General features: G+C 72.7%; 16 protein-coding genes and 1 tRNA gene. 11 read left to right on the top strand and 6 right to left on the bottom strand.

Going from position 1 to position 15,528, the window contains the following annotated elements:
• Positions 1-64 precede the first annotated feature (64 nt).
• Positions 65-2,191: an alpha-galactosidase gene (locus ACFWWU_RS26505; RefSeq protein WP_384148435.1), complete on the top strand. Its 2,127-nt coding sequence runs from the start codon at positions 65-67 to the stop codon at positions 2,189-2,191.
• A gap of 118 nt (positions 2,192-2,309) precedes the next feature.
• On the opposite strand, the gene ACFWWU_RS26500 is transcribed toward ACFWWU_RS26505, so the two are convergent.
• On the bottom strand, positions 2,310-2,639 hold the full coding sequence (locus ACFWWU_RS26500; RefSeq protein ID WP_384148433.1) for a winged helix-turn-helix transcriptional regulator: 330 nt from the start codon (positions 2,637-2,639) through the stop codon (positions 2,310-2,312).
• Positions 2,640-2,786: 147 nt separating this feature from the next.
• Between ACFWWU_RS26500 and ACFWWU_RS26495 the strand changes: the two genes are divergently transcribed.
• From ACFWWU_RS26495 to ACFWWU_RS26465, 7 genes are all read left to right on the top strand, one after another.
• The gene (locus ACFWWU_RS26495; RefSeq protein WP_384148431.1) at positions 2,787-3,704 is read left to right on the top strand and encodes an NAD(P)-dependent oxidoreductase; all 918 of its coding nucleotides are present in this window, start codon (positions 2,787-2,789) and stop codon (positions 3,702-3,704) included.
• A 68-nt stretch (positions 3,705-3,772) separates the two neighbouring features.
• The gene (locus ACFWWU_RS26490) at positions 3,773-5,398 is read left to right on the top strand and encodes a sensor histidine kinase (protein WP_384148429.1); all 1,626 of its coding nucleotides are present in this window, start codon (positions 3,773-3,775) and stop codon (positions 5,396-5,398) included.
• On the top strand, positions 5,395-5,796 hold the full coding sequence (locus ACFWWU_RS26485; protein WP_055639735.1) for a roadblock/LC7 domain-containing protein: 402 nt from the start codon (positions 5,395-5,397) through the stop codon (positions 5,794-5,796). Before ACFWWU_RS26490 ends, ACFWWU_RS26485 begins: the two co-directional genes overlap by 4 nt.
• Positions 5,793-6,146, top strand: coding sequence for a DUF742 domain-containing protein (locus tag ACFWWU_RS26480; RefSeq protein ID WP_317601688.1), 354 nt, complete (start codon positions 5,793-5,795; stop codon positions 6,144-6,146). Before ACFWWU_RS26485 ends, ACFWWU_RS26480 begins: the two co-directional genes overlap by 4 nt.
• Complete coding sequence (locus ACFWWU_RS26475) at positions 6,127-6,762, top strand: ATP/GTP-binding protein (protein ID WP_384148427.1); 636 nt, start codon at positions 6,127-6,129, stop codon at positions 6,760-6,762. Before ACFWWU_RS26480 ends, ACFWWU_RS26475 begins: the two co-directional genes overlap by 20 nt.
• Complete coding sequence (locus tag ACFWWU_RS26470) at positions 6,759-8,000, top strand: cytochrome P450 (protein WP_384148425.1); 1,242 nt, start codon at positions 6,759-6,761, stop codon at positions 7,998-8,000. Before ACFWWU_RS26475 ends, ACFWWU_RS26470 begins: the two co-directional genes overlap by 4 nt.
• The gene (locus ACFWWU_RS26465) at positions 7,997-9,241 is read left to right on the top strand and encodes a cytochrome P450 (protein WP_384148423.1); all 1,245 of its coding nucleotides are present in this window, start codon (positions 7,997-7,999) and stop codon (positions 9,239-9,241) included. Before ACFWWU_RS26470 ends, ACFWWU_RS26465 begins: the two co-directional genes overlap by 4 nt.
• Before the next feature lie 60 nt (positions 9,242-9,301).
• On the opposite strand, the gene ACFWWU_RS26460 is transcribed toward ACFWWU_RS26465, so the two are convergent.
• A tRNA-Leu gene (locus ACFWWU_RS26460) sits at positions 9,302-9,389 on the bottom strand.
• A 177-nt stretch (positions 9,390-9,566) separates the two neighbouring features.
• On the opposite strand from ACFWWU_RS26460, the gene ACFWWU_RS26455 reads away from it, so the two are divergent.
• Positions 9,567-10,238 (top strand): DUF2278 family protein, encoded by a 672-nt coding sequence (locus ACFWWU_RS26455; RefSeq protein WP_384148421.1) that lies wholly within the window; start codon positions 9,567-9,569, stop codon positions 10,236-10,238.
• Between the two features lie 30 nt (positions 10,239-10,268).
• Here the strand turns inward: ACFWWU_RS26455 and ACFWWU_RS26450 are convergent, their stop codons facing one another.
• From ACFWWU_RS26450 to ACFWWU_RS26440, 3 genes are all read right to left on the bottom strand, one after another.
• Positions 10,269-11,672 carry an FAD-dependent oxidoreductase gene (locus tag ACFWWU_RS26450; protein ID WP_384148419.1) on the bottom strand — a complete coding sequence of 468 codons (1,404 nt, stop codon included), beginning with the start codon at positions 11,670-11,672 and terminating at the stop codon, positions 10,269-10,271.
• Between the two features lie 2 nt (positions 11,673-11,674).
• Positions 11,675-12,289 carry a type 1 glutamine amidotransferase domain-containing protein gene (locus tag ACFWWU_RS26445; RefSeq protein ID WP_384148417.1) on the bottom strand — a complete coding sequence of 205 codons (615 nt, stop codon included), beginning with the start codon at positions 12,287-12,289 and terminating at the stop codon, positions 11,675-11,677.
• A 116-nt stretch (positions 12,290-12,405) separates the two neighbouring features.
• Positions 12,406-12,852, bottom strand: coding sequence for an ATP-binding protein (locus ACFWWU_RS26440; protein ID WP_384148415.1), 447 nt, complete (start codon positions 12,850-12,852; stop codon positions 12,406-12,408).
• Between the two features lie 167 nt (positions 12,853-13,019).
• Between ACFWWU_RS26440 and ACFWWU_RS26435 the strand changes: the two genes are divergently transcribed.
• Positions 13,020-13,355 (top strand): plasmid stabilization protein, encoded by a 336-nt coding sequence (locus ACFWWU_RS26435; protein ID WP_384148413.1) that lies wholly within the window; start codon positions 13,020-13,022, stop codon positions 13,353-13,355.
• A 164-nt stretch (positions 13,356-13,519) separates the two neighbouring features.
• Complete coding sequence (locus tag ACFWWU_RS26430; RefSeq protein ID WP_384148411.1) at positions 13,520-14,368, top strand: amidohydrolase family protein; 849 nt, start codon at positions 13,520-13,522, stop codon at positions 14,366-14,368.
• 4 nt (positions 14,369-14,372) lie between these two features.
• Here ACFWWU_RS26430 and ACFWWU_RS26425 read toward each other — a convergent pair whose 3' ends face one another.
• A complete protein-coding gene (locus ACFWWU_RS26425) occupies positions 14,373-15,401 on the bottom strand; it encodes a LacI family DNA-binding transcriptional regulator (RefSeq protein ID WP_384148409.1) in 1,029 nt (342 codons plus the stop codon).
• Between the last annotated feature and the right edge of the window lie 127 nt (positions 15,402-15,528).

The raw sequence follows: 15,528 nt of genomic DNA, 5'->3' as shown, positions 1-15,528 counted from the left end.
CGCTGTCCCGCCATCTCGCCCTGGATTCCGGCCTGTTCCTCCTCCGCACGTCAGGGGACCATCCGTGCTCGCCACGCTCCCGCCCATCACCTTCGATCCCGGTCGCGGTCTCGCGGTCCTGCGCACGCCGAACAGCCTGTACGCGCTGCGCGTCGGCGCCGACGGCAGCCCCCGGCACCTGTACTGGGGCGCACCACTCGACACCCTCACCCTCGCCGGACTCCCCGACGCCACCTCCCCCGCCGCAAGCAGCTTCGAGGCCGATGCCGCGCCCGACGAACTCGCGCCGCAGACCGGGGCGCGCTTCGGACCCGCGGGCCTTCAAGTCCGCTACGCCGACGGGACCCGGGGCACCCAGTGGCGCTTCGCCGGCCACTCCGTCGACGGCGGCGAGCTCCGGCTGCGGCTCGACGACCGGCACCGCCCCCTGCGGGCCGAACTCTGCTACCGCGTCCGGGCCGACACCGATGTCGTCGAACGCTGGACGGAGTTGACCCACACCGGGACGCCGGACGGTCCGCCGGATCCCGTCACCGTCGACCGGCTGGACTCGGCCTCCTGGACCGCTCCCCCGCTGGCCGACTACCGGCTGAGTCATCTGGTCGGCGGCTGGAACAGCGAGTTCCAGCTCCAGAACGACCGACTGCCCGTGGCCGAGACCGTGTTGACGAGCCGCCGGGGACTCACGGGGCACCACGCGAGCCCGTGGCTGGCCGTCGACGACGGCACCGCGACCGAGGAGCTGGGCGAGGTGTGGAGCACCGCACTCGCCTGGAGCGGGAGTTGGCGCGTCACGGTCCATCGCGACCCGGTCGGCCGCACCACCTGGACCGGTGGTTTCGGTCACGAGGGGACCAGTTGGACCCTGCGCGCGGGGCAGAGCCTTCGTACCCCGACGTACGCGGGCCTCTACTCGTCCGGCGGCTTCGGCGCGGCCAGCCGCGCCTGGCACGCGTACGTACGCGGACACGTGCTGCCGGAGCCGGAACGGGACCGGCCGGTGCTCTACAACTCCTGGGAGGCCACCGGATTCGACGTCGACGAGGCCGGGCAGATCCGGCTCGCGCACCTGGCGGCCCGTGCGGGCGCCGAGCTCTTCGTCCTGGACGACGGCTGGTTCGGCACACGCCGTGACGACCGCTCCGGGCTCGGCGACTGGACTCCCCGCCCGGAGGCCTTCCCCGGCGGACTGCGGCCGCTCGCCGACGAGGTGCACCGCCTGGGCATGGACTTCGGACTGTGGGTGGAGCCGGAAATGGTCAACCGCGACAGCGAGTTGTACCGGACCCATCCGGACTGGGTCCTCCACTCGCCCCGGCTCGACGTGACGGAACTGCGCAATCAGCTGGTCCTGGACTTCGCCCGGCCCGAGGTCGAGGAGTGGGCCCAGCGGACCCTGGACCACCTCGTGCGCGCCTACGACGTCGACTGGCTCAAGTGGGACGCCAACCGGGCCTTCACCGAGGCCGGCCGGGGCGGCCACCCCGACCCCGACCGCCTGTGGATCGACCACACACGGGCCGTCCACCGGATCATGGACCGGCTGCGCGCCACCCACCCCGGTCTGCGGATCGAGGCGTGCGCGGGCGGCGGCGGGCGTGTCGACCTCGGCATGCTCGCCCGCACCGACCAGGCCTGGACGTCGGACAACACCGACCCGGTCGACCGGATCGGCATCCAGCACGGTTTCGGTCAGCTCTTCCCCGCCGCCGCCATGGCCGCGTGGGTCACCGACAGTCCCAACCCGACCACCGGCCGGCGGACTCCGCTGCGCTTCCGCTTCCATGTCTCCATGGCCGGGGCGCTGGGGCTCGGAGGGGACCTGACGTCCTGGTCCGAGGAGGAGCTCGCGGAGACGGCCGAGCTCGTCGCCCGGTACAAGGAGATCCGCCCGCTCGTCCAGCGGGGGCACCAGCACCGGGTCGCCGCGGGCGGACCGGTGACCGCCGTCCACTACGCGGCTCCGGACGACAGCGAGCACGCGCTCCTCGTCTGGCGCCCCACGGCCCGCTTCGGTCACCGCCCCGACCCGGTGCGGCTGCCCGCGCTCGACCCCGAGGCGCACTATCTCGACCCGGACCTGGACCGCGTGCACAGCGGGGCCGCCCTGGTGCGCCGAGGCATCGACCCGCGCCTTCCGGAGGGCGACTACGCCAGCAGCCTGATCCGGCTCCGCCGCGTCGGCCCCTGACCCTCACACCGTTCCCAAGGCCGGCCGCCTTCTCCCCCGATGGGCAACCGGCTCGACGTCTTCCCCGACTACACGACCCGCCTCGCCGCCCACGTGATCCGGCATCGCTGCCGCGCGTTCACGGAATGGCCTCGATCTGTTCCAGGTGGGTCTCGCCCCACTCGCCGAGCGGCGCCATCGCGGTGTTGAGCGACCGGCCGAACCCGGTCAGCGAGTACTCCACCTTTGGCGGGACCTGATGGTAGACCTCGCGGTGCACGAGGCCGCTGTGCTCCATCTCGCGGAGTTGCAGGATGAGCATCCTCTCGCTGATCCCCGGCACGGCACGCCGTAACTCCCCGAAACGCAGGGGCCCTTCACCGAGCGAGAAAAGAATCAGACCCTTCCACTTTCCCCCCATCACGGCGATGGCGGCGTCGAGCCCGCAGGTGTAGGTCCGGCCCTTCATCCACTCCTCCTCCGAACAGAAATGTAGGTACCTCACAAAAATGTAGGTACTTGAGGGAATGTACGTGACCACCCAGCATGGAGGGACCGGCGCCGGGCGAAGAGACGAAACAACGCAAGACCGACAGAGCGTGGAGTGGAGCGCACCATGACAGCGAACGACCGCACACCCGTGACCGTGCTCGGACTGGGTTCGATGGGGCGGGCCCTGGCCGAGGCGTTCGTCGACGCCGGACATCCCACGACGGTGTGGAACAGGACGCCGGGCAAGGCCGCGCCGCTGGTGGCCAAGGGGGCCGTCCAGGCCGAGCGGGTGGAGGACGCGGTGGCGGCGAGCCCGCTGGTCGTCACCTGTCTGACCACCTTCGAGGACACCCTCCGGGCGCTGGCCCCTGCCGCCGGCGTGCTGCGCGGACGCGACCTCGTCACCCTGAACAGCGGCTCCCCCGCCGACGCCCGCGAGACCGCGACCTGGGCCACCGCCCACGGCGCGCGGTTCCTCGCCGGGGCGGTCAAGAACGTGCCCTCGGCCGTGGGGGCGCCCGACACCCTTCTCTACTACGGCGGCGACAGGAGCGTCTTCGAGGAGCACGCAACGACGCTGCGGGTACTGGGCGGCGACACCGTCCATCTCGGGGACGAGACCGACCTCGCCGCGCTCTACGAGATGGCGGTGGGCGCGTTGCTCCTGCCCGCGCTCGTCGGTTTCTTCCAGGGCGCCGCCGCCGTCCAGGGGCGCGGCCTCCCGGCGGTGAGCATGGTCCGGTACGCCGGGAAGTGGCTGGACATGATCAAGTCCCTGCTGCCGGTCTACGCGGCGGAGATCGACAGCGGCGACTACACCGACGCCGCCTCGTCGGTGAACCTCTTCCTCGCGGGAGCGGCCCATGACGAGGACCTGGCCGAGGAGGCGCACGTCGATACGACATGGGAGGCGCCGCTCAACGCCCTTCTGGAGCGGGCGGCCGAGGCCGGCCACGGCGAGCACAGCATCGCGGCGCTGACCGAAGTGCTCCGACTCGGGGGAAACGTGACGGCCAATCCGATCACAAGAGTTCCGAACTGATCAAGAACGGTTCTATAGTTCCGTCGTTCAACCTCTTCCCCGTGTGCCTGCTCTCGAGAGTCTGGTTGATGTCGGCGTCATCCACCCCGTTCCGCCCTGCCCTGATCGCCTCGCTGCTGACACTCGCCGCGGGGGGTGCGCTCGCCGTGGCGGCGACGACCGCCGCACCGACCGAGGTCCGCCCCGCGCTCGGCTGGTTCGCCGTGTGCGGAGTCCTGTTGCTGTCCGCCGCGGCCTTCGCCGTCACCTGGTACACCCGCACCTCGCGGGCGCTCGGTCGACGCGCGGAGGTCCTCGCCGCCGAACTCGCCTCCCGGGAGGCCTACGTCGGCCGCTTCAAGGACACCGCCGAGCGCGACGCGGCGGCGCTCAAGGAACGGTACGAGGCGGAGGCCACCGCCACCGCCGCCCGTCACGCGGCCCGGACGGAGGAGCTCGTATGGTCGCACCGGGCCGAGACGGATCGGCTCGTCGCGGCGCGGGCGGCCGACGTCGACCGCCTCGAGGGCAGGCTGCGCCGCGCGGAGTCCGCCCGGTCCGCGGCCATGGCCGCCGCCGCCAACGCGGCCGGACGGATGCAGGCCCTGGCCACGAGCATGATGGCCGACCTGCGGGACATGGAGCACCGGCACGCCGACGAGGACGTCCTCACCGACCTCCTCCACCTCGACCACCGCACGGCCCAGGCCGGCCGGCTCGCGGACTCCATCGCCGTGCTGACCGGAGCCCGGTCTGGCCGGCGGTGGACGCGCCCGATCGTCATGGAATCGATCCTGCGCGGCGCCATGGGCCGGATCGGCGGCTACCAGCGGGTGCGGCTGCACTCCGGCAGCGAGGCGGCGGTGACCGGTCACGCCGCCGAGGGCATCATGCACGCCCTGGCCGAACTCCTCGACAACGCCGCGAACTTCTCTCCGCCCAACGCGGAAGTGCACGTGTACGTGGAGGAGGTGCCGGCCGGCCTCGTCATCACCGTAGAGGACAGCGGCCTGGCGATGAGCGACGTGCAGCTGAGGCGCGCGGAGGCCGCCGTCGGAGCGGCCGCCCCGGACCTGGCCGGCCTCTCCGGAACCCGCCTCGGCCTGCACGTGGTCGGCCGGCTGGCGCGCAAGCACGGCCTGACCGTGTCCTTCCGCCCCTCGGCACGCGGGGGCACCGGCGTCCTGCTGATGGTGCCGCAGGAACTGATCAGCCGCGCGCCCGAGGAACCGACCGGCTCGTCCGGCGAGCCGCAGCTCCCGGTGGCCGGCCGCGGGGTGACCGCACCGACCCCCGACCGGACGCCCCCCGCCACCCCGGCCACCCCCCGTCCCGTCCACGAGCCCGAGACCGTCCACGACACGGCCACGGCCACCGCCACGGCCGTCAAGGGCGACGCGGGCGAGAGCGACGCGGGCGAGCCGGACGGAATCATCCTGCCGCGCCGCCGCCGCGGACAGACCCTGGCCGCCCAGCTCAAGAGCGGGGAGACCCCGGCGGAGACCGGTCAGGAGGCTCCGCGCACCGGCGCGGCCGCCCCCGGGGCCCCGCCGCGCTTCGGCAGCTTCCACCGGGCCGTGCGCGGCGCGGGAGGCCGGGCCGCCCATGAGCAGCCGGCCGGCACACCCGTACCGTCCGACCCCCAGGACCCGGCGGCCGCACCGCACACGTCGGCGTCCGCGAACTCCCCGTATTCGGAAGGCAATCCGCGATGACCGGCACCACCACCGACGAGAAGCTCAGCTGGCTCCTGGAGGGCCTGCTGGAACGCACCCCGGGCACCCGTCACGCCCTGGTGCTCTCCCGCGACGGCCTCAAGCTCTGCCGTACCTCCGAGCTCTCCGTCGACCAGGCCGACCAGCTCGCCGCGATCTCCGCGGGCATCCAGAGCCTGTCGCACGGTGCCTCCGTCGAGTTCGGCGACGGCACGGGCGGGGTCCGCTCCGCGATGGCCGAGTTCTACGGCGGCATCCTCTTCATCGTGGAGGCGGGCGACGGCGCCCACCTCGCCCTCGTCGCCGACGAGGACGCCGACGCCGGACTCGTGGGCCACAACATGACGGAACTGGTCGAGCAGCTGGGCGAGCACCTCGTCGCCAGGCCCCGGGGATGAGGCGGGTCAGGCCGGGCCGGGACGACTCGCCCGACCGCCTCTACACCGTCACCGGAGGGCGTACGCGCGCCGGATCCGACGCCTTCGACGTGGTGACGCTGGTGGTCGCCGAGAGCGACCCGGTCCCGGGCATGCAGTCCGAGCACGCCGCGATCCTGCGCATGTGCCGGTTCCCCACGGCGGTGGTCGAGGTGGCGGCCGGGCTCGGCCTGCCCGTGTCGATCACGCGGATCCTCCTGGCCGACCTGCACGACACCGGCCGGATCAGCGCACGACACCCCCGGCCTTCGTACCGCCTTCCCGATCACGACATCCTGGAGCAGGTGCTCGTTGGACTCCGTAGCCTCTGAACCGCGACCACGTCAGACCCTGCACAGCACCGCCGACAACGGACTGAAGATCGTCATCGTCGGCGGCTTCGGAGTCGGCAAGACCACCCTGGTCCGCTCGGTCAGCGAGATCCGTCCGCTGAACACCGAGGAGACGATGACGCAGGCCGGCGAGCACATCGACGACACCGTCGGCGTCGCCGCGAAGAAGGCCACCACCGTGGCGTTCGACTTCGGCCGGATCTCCCTCGACGCGCGCAACGTCCTGTACTTGTTCGGCGCCCCCGGCCAGGAGCGGTTCTGGTTCCTGTGGGACCGGCTCTTCACCGGCACGCTCGGTGCCGTCGTCCTCGTCGACACCCGACGGCTCTCCGACTCCTGGTACGCCGTCGACCGGCTCGAACACCACGGCACGCCGTTCGTCGTGGCCTGCAACGACTTCGGCGGGCCCACCCACACCCCCGCCCAGATCCGCGAGGCTCTCGACCTCGCCGACGAGGTCCCGCTGGTCTTCTGCGACGCCCGGTCGCGCGAGTCCGGCAAGCAGGTCCTCATCTCGCTCGTCGAGCACCTGAAGACCCTCGTCCCCTCGGACCCGCAGCAGACCCCGCAGCCGATCCCGGAGCCCACCCCGTGACCCACCCCGCGACCCAGCCCTCGCACCCGCCCGTCCCCCTGAGCGGCCCCGCGTTCCAGACCGACCCCGTCGAGCTGTACCGGCGGATCCGGCGCGAACACGGCGCCGTCGCCCCGGTCGTGCTCGACGGCGACGTGCCCGCCTGGCTGGTCCTCGGCTACCGCGAGCTGCACCAGGTCACCAGCGACCCGGTCCTCTTCTCGCGCGACTCCGAGCTGTGGAACCAGTGGGACGCCATCCCGGCGGACTGGCCGCTGCTGCCCATGATCGGCCGCAAGCAGCCGTCCATCCTCTACACCGTGGGCGAGCGGCACCGCGAGCGCGCCGGCGTCATCTCCGACGCGCTGGAGGCCGTCGACCCGTTCACCTTGAAGGAACGGGCCGAGCGCTTCGCCGACGAACTCATCGACGGGCTCTGCGGCAAGGGCGCCTGCGACATCATCGCCGAGTACGCGATGCTGCTGCCGGTCCGCGTCCTCGCCAGCATCTACGGTTTCGCCGACGAGCAGGGCCCGGCCCTGGTGACCGCCTTGAACGACATGATCAACGGCCAGGAGGGCGCCCTGGAGGGCCAGCGCCACCTCGCCGAGTCCATGTTCGCGCTGCTCGCGGCCAAGGCCGAGACGCCCGGCGACGACGTCGCCTCGCGCATGATCGCCAACACCGCCGGCTTCACCGTGGAGGAGGTCGCCCAGGACCTCATGGTGATGATGGCCGCCGGTCACCAGCCCACCGCCGACTGGATCGGGAACTCGCTGCGCCTCATGCTCACCGACGACCGGTTCGCGGCCTCCCTCTCCGGCGGCCGCCACAGCGTCGGCGAGGCGATGAACGAGGTCCTCTGGGAGGACACCCCCACCCAGAACGTCGCCGGCCGGTGGGCCTCCCGCGACACCCACCTCGGCGGGCGCCGCATCGGCCGCGGCGACCTGGTCCTCCTCGGCCTCGCGGGCGCCAACTCCGACCCGCACGTCCGGGCCGACTCCGGCGCCCTCACCGGCGGCAACAACGCCCACCTCTCCTTCGGGCACGGCGAACACCGCTGCCCCTTCCCGGCGCAGGAAGTCGCCGAGACCATCGCCCGGACAGGCATCGAGGTACTCCTCGACCGACTGCCGGACGTGGACCTCGCGGTGGCGGAGGACGGCCTCACCCGCCGCCCGTCCCCCTGGCTGCGGGGCCTCACCGCGCTCCCCGTGACGTACACCCCGACCCCCGCCCTTGGAGCCTTCGCATGAGCTGCCCGTACGACCACACCGCCGCGCCCGACGCCGACGTGATCGTCCTCGACCCCTTCGTCGCCGATCTCGACGCCGAGAGCGCCCGCCTGCGCGAGGCGGGCCCGCTGGCCCGCGTCGTCCTGCCCGGCGGCGTGCCCTGCTGGTCCGTCACCCGCCACGCCGAGGCCCGGAAGCTGCTCACCGATGCCCGCCTGGTCAAGGACATCGACGTGTGGGGCGCCTGGCAGCGCGGCGAGATACCCATGGACTGGCCCCTGATCGGTCTGGCCAACCCCGGCAAGTCCATGCTCACCGTGGACGGCGAGGAGCACCGCCGGCTGCGCACGCTCGTCGCGCAGGCGCTGACGGCACGCCGGGTGGAGCGGCTGCGCTCGCGCATCGAGGACCTCACGAACGAGAGCCTCGACCGGCTCGCGGAGCGGCCGGCCGGCGAGGTCGTGGACCTGAAGGCGGAGTTCGCGTACCCGCTGCCGATGAACGTGGTCAGCGGGCTGATGGGGGTCGACCAGGCCGACCACCCCCGCATGAAGGCCCTCTTCGACAAGTTCTTCTCGACGCAGACGCCGCCCGAGGAGGTGCCGCAGATGATGGCGGACCTCGGTGCCCTCTTCTCGGGGATCGTGGCGGCGCGGACCGAGGAGCCCGGCGACGACCTCACCAGCGCGCTGATCGAGGCGTCGGAGGGCGGCGACCGGCTCAGCACGGAGGAGATCACCAACACGCTCCAGCTGATGGTGGCGGCCGGTCACGAGACGACGATCAGCCTGATCGTGAACGCGGTCGTCGCCCTGGAGACCCACCCCGAGCAGCGCGCCCTGGTGCTGAAGGGCGAGGTGCCGTGGGAGAACGTCATCGAGGAGACGCTGCGCTGGTCGACGCCCACCTCGCACGTACTGATCCGGTTCGCGAGCGAGGACATCGAGGTCGGCGACCGGGTCCTGCCCAAGGGTGACGCGCTGATCGTGTCGTTCGGCGCGATCGGCCGGGACGAGGAGCAGCACGGTACGACGGCGGGCGCGTTCGACGTGACCCGCACGCCCAACCGGCACATCTCCTTCGGCCACGGTCCGCACGTGTGCCCGGGTGCGGCGCTGTCCCGGCTTGAGGCCCTGGTGGCGCTGCCCGCGCTGTACGCGCGCTTCCCGGAGCTGCGGCTCGCGGTACCGCGCGAAGAGCTGCGGAACAAGCCGGTCGTGACGCAGAACGACCTGTTCGACCTGCCGGTGTTCCTGGCCTGACCCGGCCCGGGGCTTCCTCTGTCGGGCCGGCCGCGGCCGGCCCGACGGGAGGGGATGATCTGGTGTCCAAGGGGGGACTTGAACCCCCACGCCCGATAAAGGGCACTAGCACCTCAAGCTAGCGCGTCTGCCATTCCGCCACTTGGACCAGGTGTGTGTCGTGACGCGGAGTGACCTCCGCGGCGACAGAGATCAATCTACCAGCACCTCGGGGTGCTCTTCACCTGCGTTTTCCGTGGTCAGCGACGTGCATCCAGACACGCGTCCGATTACCCCGCGTCACTGAAACAGTGCGGGAGGTGACGGAGGGTGCTTCACTGGCGGTATGCCTTTCCCTCACTACGGCGTGCTCACGGGAACCCTCTACCGCCACTACCGCGACGAGCCCGACAACCAGGGCCGCTGGTTCCACATCAACCTGGAGGTGGACGCCCCCGACGGGCGCTACCACTGCGCCGTCGACGTCGACAGCCACAAGTCCAACGTGGGGGTGCAGTGGAAGACCTTCACCGTGGACGCCGCCGCGCTCGGCCCGGCCGCGGCGCTCGCCCCGGGCTACCACGATCTCGCCGCCACCCCCGGCTCCGGCGCCCTGGACTATCTGCGCCATCCGGAGCTGGTGGACCGTACCGGTGTCCTGTTCCAGCGTCGCCCGCCGTCCTGGCTCCAGGAGCTCCTGGACCTGCTGGGCTCGCGACCGTGGCACGCCGGGTCGAACATCGACGCCGCCGCCGCGCTGGAGGCGGTACTGGTGCCGGGGCAGCGGGTCCTCGTCTTCGGCGAGCCGTTCACCGACGATCTCGAAGGTGACCTCGGCATGCACAACATCCACCAGAACCAGGGCGATCCGGCGGGCTCCCAGTGGTGGGAGGAGAACGGGATCTGGCAGGACGGCGCGACGCTCGCCCGGCGCGACGACGGACGGTACGACGTCTTCCTGAACAAGTTCTCCAGCCAGGCGGGGCAGACGGACAGCGGGGGCCACCCCGTCGGGTGACCCCCGGCCGGCTCCCGAATCCACCGGATGTCAGTCCTCCAGCGCACGGGTGGCCGGGCCCTGGAGCACCGTGCCGTCCCGCGCGAAGCGTGATCCGTGGCAGGGGCACTCCCAGGTCTCCTCCGCCTCGTTGAAGCCCAGCTCACAGCCCATGTGCGTGCAGCGCCGACCGGTCCGCAGGCCGGCCGCGTAGTGGTGGGCCACCGTGGACTGACGTCGTGCGACCCCGAACAGCTCGTGCACGGGCAGCCTCCGGCGCGGATCGACGAGCTCCGTCCACGCCGGGCGGGGCGCGCCCGTCAGATGGGCGGTGAGCAGGCGGCCCGCGGCGACGCCGTTGCTGAGCCCCCACCCTCCGAACCCGGTGGCGATGTAGACGTGTTGGGTGTCGGGATGCTCATGGCCGACGCAGGGCATGCCGTCGGACGTATGGACGTCCTGGGCCGCCCACCGGTGGACCGACGGCGCCTCGGCGAAGCCCGGCAGGTGGCCGCCCGCCCAGCCCTCCAGGCGCGCGAACCGCTCGCGCACCCCACCGCTCCCCGGCTCGTACGCCTCGCCCGCGACGATCAGGAGCCGCCGCCCCTCGCCCAGCGGGGCGGTCCGCACCGACCGGATGCCGTCGTCGGTGGTCACGTACATGCCGTACGGGGCGTGGCGTTCCTCGACGGGGGCGGCGACGACGAGCTCGCGGCGCACCGAGAGCCGCATCAGCAGGGTGGTGTGACAGCGGAGCGGGAAGTGGGTGGCGAGGACGACGTCACGGGCGTGGACCGTGCCTCCGCCCTCCAGCGCGAGACGGCATTCGGCGCCCTCCCGCAATCCCGTGACGCGGGTCCCTTCGTGGACTCGGACGCCCCGCGCGATCAGGTCGTCCGCCAGGCCGAGCAGGAAGCGGCGCGGGTGGAACTGCAGCTGGTCCTCGACCCGGACGGCCGCGGCGACCGGGTACGGAAGCCCGGTGTCGGTCACCGCGTCGGCCCGCAGGCCGGCCTCATAGGCGGCCGCCGCCTCCGCCTGGATCTCCTCGGCACGCGTCTCGTCGAGGGTGTAGGTGTACGCCGGACGTCGTTCGAGCTCCGCGTCGATCCCCAGCTCCGCGCAGAGCCGCACCACCTGGCGCAGGGCGTCCTCCTGGGCGTCGGCGTACTCCATCGCCGCCGAAGCGCCGTGGCCGCGGCGCAGTCCGGCGTAGCGCAGCCCGTGCAGGGAGGTCAGCTTGCCGGTGCTGTGCCCGGTCACCCCGGCCGCGATCCGGTCGGCTTCCAGCACCAGGACGTCGCGCCCGGCGCGGGACAGCTCGTGGGCGGTGCTCAGTCCGGCGATCCCGGCCCCGACCACGACCACGTCCGCGGCGAGGTCGCCCTCCAGCGGTGGGCGGGCGGATCGGGGCGGCGGCGACTCCGTCCAGTACGCGCTTCCGGTGCTCCGCATGGTCACTCCCCGCGGCGGCCGGCGCCGGACCCAGCGGCGGCGTGCTCCGCCTCGGAGGGGAGTGCCTCGGCGTCCAGCGCCCGGACGATCGCCGCCGCGAAGGCGTCGAGGTCGCCCGGCCTGCGGGAGGTGATCAGGGCATGGCCTCCGCCGGTGTCGACGACGACCTCCCGGTCGAGCCAGCTGCCGCCCGCGTTCTCCACGTCGGTCCGGAGCGACGGGTACGAGGTCAGCTCGCGGTCCCTGGCCAGGCCGCTCTCCACCAGGAGCCAGGGCCCGTGACAGATGGCGGCCACCGGTTTGCCGGCCGCGGCGAAGGCCGAGACGAGACGGAGCGCCTCGCCGTCGGTGCGCAACCGGTCGGCGTTCACGGTGCCGCCGGGCACGATCACGGCGTCGAAGCCGTCCGCCGTCACACCGGCCATGGTGGTGTCCGGCCGTACGACAGCCCCCGGCCGGCGGTCCGCCACCACGGTCCGGATGGCCTCCTCCTTCCGTGCGGCGACCGTGACCCGGGCGCCCGCCTCCCGCAGTACGGCCATGGGCTTCTCCAGCTCCGTCTGCTCCGTCCCGTAGTTCGTCGTGAGAACGAGAACGTGCTTGCCGTCGAGCGACACGATGCCTTCCTCTCTCGCTCGGTCCCGCCTCCTGCGGCTTCCCGGAGGATTCCGGTCGAACCACGACTCAGCGGGCATTCTCCGACCAGGAGGCTCGACCGCTTCGATAGCGGCCGTCACGGTGGACGGGACGGACGATCGACCTCCAGCCACACCACCTTGCCCACGGCCCCCGGCCCCTTCGCCTCACTGCCCCAGGCACCGGCCAGCCGCTCCAGCACCATCAGCCCGTGCCCACCCGGCAGCCCGGGCGAACGGCCCACCAGGACACGCGGATGCTCCGCGCTCGCGTCGGCCACCTCCACCCGCAACCGGCCGCCCCCGTGCCGCAGCACCAACTCCTCCGGACCACCCGCGTGCAGACACGCGTTGGTGACCACCTCCGACACGAGGAGCAGCACGTCCTCCACCCGCTCCCCCGCCTCCTCGCTCTCCGCGGGAATCCACCCCCAGTCGGTCAACGCCTCCGCGGTGAAGTTCCTGCACCGGGACACCACGCCCCGCGTCCCGTACAGCACCAGCCTTCGCACCTGCTCCTGATGGCCGTCACCGCTCTCGGCCATGGATATCGCCACCTTCGTGCTCCCGCTCGGAGAGTGCCTCTCTCGACCTCTCCACCTCTGGGCGACTGCCCGGACTCCGTGATGACGAACATCCCGCGAATGAACCGGCGGGAATCGGGCACGGGCCCAGCAGAAGCCGGACGCACACGACGGGAGAGGTGTGGACCATGCCCCGCGGATCGAACGCCAAGCGCGAGCGGCAGTACGAGCACATCAAGGAGAGCGCCCTGGAGCGGGGCGAGGGCGAGGAGCGCGCCGAGGAGATCGCGGCGCGCACGGTCAACAAGGAACGGGCCCGGGCGGGCGAGTCGAAGACCGCGAGCCGGAGTTCCATCGAGGACATGTCCTCCTCGCGCCGCGGCGGTCTGCGCTCCCACAGCGGCGCCGAAGGTCCGACGTACGACCAGCTCTACGCCGAGGCCCAGCGCCGCGACCTCCACGGCCGTTCCTCGATGAACAAGGCGGAACTCAAGCGCGCGCTGGGAGGCGGGAAGCGCTCATGAGCACCGCTGTTCGGACTCCCCGCGTCGTGGTGGGGTAGACGGGTCCCGGCGTCTCACGGGGCACTGCGCCGGGCCGTGCGAGACGCGCGCCTCATCGGAGGTCCCGGGCTGATACACATACCCGAGAGAACGGGACACGTACGACGACGAGGGCGGAAGACCGTATGCGACCGATCCCCGAGCCGGCCGCCACCCCGGTGGGCGCGGCGGCGAGCACTCCCCCGCGGCGTCCCGTCTTCGACGCCCATCTCCACATCGTCGACCCCCGCTTCCCCCTGATCGAGAACGACGGCTATCTGCCGCCCGCCTTCACCGTCGAGCGGTACCGCGAGCGCGTCTCCGGACTCCCGGTCCGCGGCGGCGCGGTCGTGTCGGGTTCCTTCCAGGGCTTCGACCAGGAGTATCTCCGCGACGCCCTGGCCGCGCTCGGCCCCGCCTTCGTCGGCGTCACCCAGGTCCCGGCCGGCGTCACGGACGAGGAGGTCACCGGCCTCGACGCCGCGGGCGTGCGCGCGGTCCGTTTCAACGTCCGGCGCGGCGGTTCGGCCACGCTCGACCAGCTGGACCGTCTCGCCCGCCGCGTCCACGACATCGCCGGCTGGCACACCGAGCTCTACATCGACGCCCGGGACCTGCCGGACCTGGCCACGACCCTGGCCGCTCTGCCCGCCGTCAGCATCGACCACCTCGGTCTGCACCGCGACGGGCTCCCCCACCTGCTGGCCCTGGTCGAGCGGGGCGTCAAGGTCAAGGCCACGGGGTTCGGGCGGGTCGACCTCGACCCCGTCGAGACCATGAACGCCATCGTGAGGACCGACCCCACCGCCCTCATGGTCGGCACCGACCTGCCCTCGACCCGCGCCCGCCGCCCGTTCACCGACGACGACCTCGCCCTCGTCGCCCGGAGCGTCGGCGAGGAACATCTCGACGCCGTGCTGTGGGGCAACGCCGCCGCGTTCTACCGCGTCCCCGCCACCGTCGGGCCGGGTGGCGGCACGGCGGCGCACCCGTAGGTGCCTACCGCTCCGGTGTGCTGCCGCGTACGACCGGCTCCGCCGGGAGCAGCAGTCCGCTCGTCGGAGTGGCCGTGGGGTCCTCGACGGCGGTGATCAGCCGGTCGACCAGGGCGTGGGCGATACGGGACAGGGGCAGCCGCATGCTGGTGAGGGCGGGCTGGAGCACCGTACAGAGCGGCATGTCGTTGAAGCCGGTGACGGCGACGTCGGCGCCGACCGTGAGGCCTGCGGCCCGGACGGCCTGGTAGGCGGTCAGGGCGAGCCAGTCGTTCGCGCAGACCAGGGCCGTCGGACGGTCGGGGCCGACGAGCAGGCGCTGGAGTGCGTGGGAGAGGGCGGCCGGGTCGTCACCGGGGACGCCGACCTCGAAGGCCCCGTCGGGTGCGGCGGCCGCGGCCTGGAGCAGGCCCGCCCGGCGGTCGGCGAGCCAGGGCAGGGAGGCGGCGGAGTTGACGTAACAGATCCTGCGGTGGCCCTGTTCGAGGAGGAGGGCGACGAGGGCGGCGGTGGCGGCGGCCGAGTCGATGTCCACCCAGTTCTGCGGGCGGCCGGGGGCGGTGCGGCCGAAGGCGGCGAACGGGAAGCCGGCCTCGGCGAGCACGTCGACGCGGGGGTCGTCGTGAATGACGTCGGAGAGGACGAACCCGTCGACCTGGCGGGCAGCGATCAGCCCGTGGAAGGACTTGGCGACCGCGCCGGCGCCCTGGTCGGGGTCGCAGCGGAACAGCAGGATGCGGTGACCGACGGCGTCGGCGGCGCTCACGAGCGCCTGGAGGAAGCCGCCCATCAGGGGGTTGGGGTCGGCGGGATTGTCGGCGGGTGCGGGATACCCGATGACCTTGCGGGTGCCGGTGCGCAGACTGCGGGCGGACTGGTCGGGCTGGTAGCCGAGTTCGTCGATGGCGGCGGTGACCCGGGCGAGGGTGGTGGCACGGAGCCGGTGGGGGGCGTTGAGGGCGTTCGAGACGGTCTGCCGGGAGACGCCCGCCGTGCGTGCGACGTCCTCGATGGTCACCTGTCGAGCGGTCATCGTTCCTCTGTGTCCGGTGGTCGGGGGGGGGGGGGGGGGCCCCCCCCCCCCCCCCCCGGGGGGCGGGGGGGGGGGGGGGGGGGGGCGGCCCCCCCGGCGCCCGGGACCCCGGTGAACCCCCCCGCCG

Source organism: Streptomyces sp. NPDC058650 (assembly GCF_042717315.1).
Taxonomy (GTDB): domain Bacteria; phylum Actinomycetota; class Actinomycetes; order Streptomycetales; family Streptomycetaceae; genus Streptomyces.
The sequence above is the reverse complement of the archived record's forward strand: the minus strand, read 5'-3'. Positions and strand labels throughout refer to the sequence as shown.